Genomic DNA, 3,660 nt, shown 5'->3' with positions numbered 1-3,660 from the left:
TTATTCTCCACGGCGATCAGCTCCGAATGTCTGGTGGTGTGCTTTCCCCGCTGTATCTTTTCGCTGATGCCTCCGGTCTCCATGACCACTCCCGACTGCAGACAGTTGATCAGTGAAGATTTCCCCACGCCGCTGGGTCCGGCAAGCGTGGTGGTTTTTCCAGACAAAAGCTCTTTCAGCTGCTCAATTCCCAGATTTTGCCTGGCGCTCACCATCAAAGTCCGGCAGCCGCAGGCATCGTAAATATCCAGATACCCCCTTCCCGCTTCCTCATCGTCAATGTCCAATTTGTTAAAACAGACAATACAGGGTATCTCCTGCTGCTGCATCATAATCAAAAAGCGGTCCAGCAGATTGAAATTGGGCCTTGGCTTTACAATGGAAAAAATCACCAGAGCCTGATCCACATTTGCCACCTCTGGGCGGATAAGCTGGCTTTTTCTGGGCAGAATTTCACGAATATTGCCTAGAAGCTTTTCCTGATCCAGCACATCCAGCTCCACATTATCCCCCACCAGGGGCTTTTTTCCATCCAGCCTGAATACGCCCTTGGCCTTACATTCGTAAATGCAGCCCCCGTCCGTATGCACGTAATAAAACCCTGCAATTCCCTTTGTTATCTTTCCCTGCATTCGTACCTCATCTTTTGGTCTATTCCGCAGCAAATTCCACTCTTCTGGTAAAGGATCTGCTTTCTGTGACGCCCGGCGTGCTCACCGACTCTCCCGTTTCAGGATCCGTAGTGGTGCCGCCCTGAGTAGTCACCGTGTACGTCATAGTGATGGTGCCTCCGGAAGAGGTCAGGCCGTAATAGTTTGCCGACTGGGGGAAGGTGGATGTGGTGGTTTCCAAAAGCACCTGTCCGTCATCCGTCTCCAGCCTGATGGTTACCTCTGTTCCCGCCACATAGTCCGGAGCCTCCTCTACTGTAGGCGCGGTGATACTCATATTGCATTTGTAGGTGACCGGCTCCGCCCCCTGGCTCACCTTGATATCCAGAGAGGTTCCCGGGTCCACATAAGAGCCATGGGAATAGCTCTGATAACAGATATGCCCTTCCTGCACCTCAGCGTTGTACACATAGCTTACACTGCCGATCTGAAGCCCTGCCTCAATGGCTTCAAAGGTGCCGTCCTCCTCGGAAAGTCCAATCAGATTGGGCACTCTCACTTTTGTCTCCTCCTTGCCCAGGCTCACCGTGACAGTGATAACGCTTCCCTTTGGCGCCTTGCTGCCATTTGCAGGATTCTGGGAAATCACAATTCCTGCCTCAATGGTATCGGAATAGTTTTCCGTCTTGTTCACTAAAAATCCGAGACCGATCAGCTCACTGTTTGCCTCATCAAAGGTTTTGCCCGTCACCCCGGGCACCTCAACGCCCTCTGAGCCTGCGCTTACAGTCAGCGTCACCTTGCTTCCTGTCTCCAAGGAAGCCCCCACGCTTACATCCGCGCTGATGACAACACCTTCATCATAGGTGTCGGACTCCTGATATTCCACCTGGGGATTCAATCCAAGCCCCGTCAGGCTGTTCCTGGCATCCTCCACATTCATTCCCCGCACATCAGGCATCTGCACATAAGCGGCAGAGGTCTGGGACTCCTCCGTGGTGATAATAGGGCTCTGTCTGTCTTCATCCTGCATGCCGCCGAAAATCCTCACAGCAAGAAAGATGATTACAGCGCAGATAACCACTCCCACAATCACTGCCAGAGCGGTAGTCACCTTTTCCATCCTGGGATTATAGTCGTATTCGTCCTCTTCCTCCTCTTCCTCGTCATAGGCAGGATCCGCCTCCGTGCGCAGCCGCATGGAATCCTGCCGCTTAAGATGCTCCTCATTTTCCTGATACACGGAGCGCCGTTTGATCTGCGCCATATCGTTGTCCGAAATCATGCGGGTGCGGGCCGACTCGTCCATGTCCCGCATCACCACGAAATCCTCATCAGGGCTGATCAAGGACTGCTTCAGATCCGCAATGAGCTCCTGCATATTTTGATATCTTCTGTCCGGGGATTTCTGGCAGCACTTTAACACAATGCTTTCCACACTGGCAGGAATCTCCGGTACAAACTCCTTGGGGGAGGGCATTTCCTCCTGGATATGTTTAATGGCAATGGCCACCGTGGTCTCCCCGTTAAAGGGAACCCGGCCTGTGAGCATTTCAAACATAGTGATTCCAAGAGAATAAATGTCGCTCTTTTCATCGCTGTAGCCGCCCCTGGCCTGTTCCGGTGAGGTATAGTGTACGGAGCCCATAACATTGGAGGTTATGGTATTGCTGGTGGCCGCCTTGGCAATCCCAAAGTCCGTCACCTTTACCTTGCCGTCCTTTGATATGATAATATTCTGGGGTTTGATGTCTCTGTGAATAATATGATTGTTGTGAGCGGCCTCTATGCCCATACTCACCTGAATTGCGATGCTAACTGCCTCCTTGTAGGACAGACGGGCCTTCTTCTCAATATATTTTTTGAGGGTGATCCCCTCCACAAGCTCCATCACGATATAATAGATACCGTTTTCCTCTCCCACATCGTAGACATTCACAATATTGGGGTGCATCAGGCCAGCTGCAGCCTGTGCCTCAATGCGGAATTTTGATACAAAGTTGGCATTTTCGCTGAATTCCTGCTTTAATACCTTCACTGCCACATAGCGGTTCAGCTTATGGCATTTCGCTTTATATACATCTGACATGCCGCCGGTTCCAATTTTTTCCAATATCTCATAGCGGTCGCCAATCATCATTCCAATCTTGATCATACTTCCTCTCCAATCTCATTCCATGTCCGCCCACAGTAAGCGGCATTCTCTCAAGGATCGATCAATATCACGCTGATATTGTCCCGTCCTCCCCTGGCATTGGCCGCCTTCACAAGCTCCTTGGCCATTTCTGCAATATCCCGTCCTCCGCTTATGATCTGTCTGATCTCTTCATCCTCCAGCATATTGGTCAGGCCGTCCGAGCACATCAAAACAAGATCGCCCTTTTTTATTTCTTCCGAAAAAAAGTCCGGCTCCACAGCATCTGCCGCCCCTACCGCTCTGGTAATAATATTTTTATCAGGATGGTTCCTTGCCTGCTCTCTGGGAATTCCTCCCATTCGCACCATCTCCTCCACAAGGGAATGGTCTCTGGTGATCTGGCGAATAGCTTCATTCACAATGTAAAGCCTGCTGTCTCCCACGTTTGCCGCCTCCAGGCGGCCATCCGCACAAAAGGCCGCCACCACTGTAGTGCCCATGCCCTCAAGCTCCGGGCGCTCACAGGCTTTCCTGCGGATTATGCTGTTGGCCTCTTCAATGGCGTTCTCCAAAGCACGGACCGGTTTTTCCTGTGATGATTCCCGGATTTTTCGGACAATGGTCTCCACCGTAACCTTAGACGCGAAATCCCCCGCATTATGTCCTCCCATGCCGTCCGCCACAATAAACAAATTTGGCAGACTGCCCAGAGGATATTCCGAGGTATACACACAATCCTGATTCATTTTTCTCTTTCTGCCGATATCAGTGATGGAAAACGCTTTTGGCACGTCAATGTTCCTCCCCATTTTCCTTTCTAAAATAGTAACATTTGGAAGCCGTTTTATTCTTGATACTCGCCTATTGTAGCACAACCTGGAAAAAAGGACAAGTTTTAACCACTTGCCCCTT

Annotated in this window: 3 protein-coding genes; all 3 read right to left on the bottom strand. The window is 50.8% G+C overall.

Going from position 1 to position 3,660, the window contains the following annotated elements; all coding sequences use genetic code 11:
- On the bottom strand, nt 1-632 hold a 632-nt coding region (gene rsgA, locus AC1WIP_RS13030; RefSeq protein WP_481142232.1), incomplete at its 3' end, for a ribosome small subunit-dependent GTPase A.
- A 19-nt stretch (nt 633-651) separates the two neighbouring features.
- Nucleotides 652-2,766 (bottom strand): Stk1 family PASTA domain-containing Ser/Thr kinase, encoded by a 2,115-nt coding sequence (gene pknB / locus AC1WIP_RS13025; protein ID WP_481142231.1) that lies wholly within the window; start codon nt 2,764-2,766, stop codon nt 652-654.
- Nucleotides 2,767-2,816: 50 nt separating this feature from the next.
- Nucleotides 2,817-3,539 carry a Stp1/IreP family PP2C-type Ser/Thr phosphatase gene (locus tag AC1WIP_RS13020; RefSeq protein ID WP_481142230.1) on the bottom strand — a complete coding sequence of 241 codons (723 nt, stop codon included), beginning with the start codon at nt 3,537-3,539 and terminating at the stop codon, nt 2,817-2,819.
- Between the last annotated feature and the right edge of the window lie 121 nt (nt 3,540-3,660).

The organism is Acetatifactor sp. (assembly GCF_982438285.1).
This window is presented reverse-complemented; position numbering and strand designations above follow the sequence as displayed.